General features: G+C 68.3%; 1 pseudogene. It reads left to right on the top strand.

From position 1 onward, the window contains the following. Positions 1 to 425: 425 nt before the first annotated feature. Positions 426 to 936, top strand: a pseudogene (locus tag I53_RS21265) (branched-chain amino acid ABC transporter permease); the annotation flags it as partial.

Raw genomic sequence — 936 nt, 5'->3', positions numbered from 1 at the left:
CGGGAAGGTGATCGTGCCGGCACTGTAGGGCTGCCGCCGCGCGCCCTCCCTCCCCCCTCGGCGGGGGCCTACAGAATCACACATCGGGTTCGGCCACGCGGTTTCAGGACCGAGCGCGGGTCCCCTCTCCCGAGCGGGAGAGGGATAGGGTGAGGGGCGAGAGCTTTCAGAACGAGGCGCGTCCTGTCGCGCATCGATCGCGCGCTCGATCCGAAGAGTTCTCATCCCTCACCCCAACCCTCTCCCGCACGGGAGAGGGGGCCTGTCGCGCTCTGCCGCCCGCGGCGGTGCAAAACGAAGATGTGTGACCATCGTCGCTGCGGGGGAGGGAGACGCGCAGTGCCGGCTACCGAATTGGCAACCCGCGTGTCCCCGCACGCAGCGAGGCGCCGGTCGTCCGGCACGCAACCTGCCAGGAGAAGCCCATGAACGAACTGGTCCAGCACCTCGTCAACGCGCTCATCCTCGGCGGTACCTACGCGCTGTTGGGGATCGGCCTTACGCTGATCTTCGGGATCATGAACGTCGTGAACTTCACCCACGGCGCGCTCTACACCGTCGGCGCCTACGTTATGTACCTCGCGGTCGCGGCGCTGGGGCTGAACTTCTTTCTGGCGCTGCCGTTGGCGATTCTCGGCGGCCTCCTGCTCGGGGCCGCGATCGAGCTGGTGCTGCTGCGGCCGTTCCGGGGCTCGGACATCGACACCACCATGCTGGTGATGATCGGCGCCGGGATCATCCTGCAATCGGGCACGCTCTGGATCTTCGGCGGCGTCGCCAAGGCGATCCCCGCGCCCTTCCCGGAGGCGCCGCTGGAGATCGGCCCGGTCTCGGTGTCGTGGCTGCGGCTGTTCGTGCTCGGCGCGGCGTTGACCCTGATCGCCCTGACCTATGCGCTGATCAACCGGACCAAGCTCGGGCTCGCCATGCGCGCCG

This window comes from Methylobacterium sp. B1, assembly GCF_000333255.1.
GTDB lineage: Bacteria > Pseudomonadota > Alphaproteobacteria > Rhizobiales > Beijerinckiaceae > Methylobacterium > Methylobacterium fujisawaense.
Note: the sequence above shows the minus strand (reverse complement) of the source record. Positions and strands in the feature narration are given on the sequence as shown.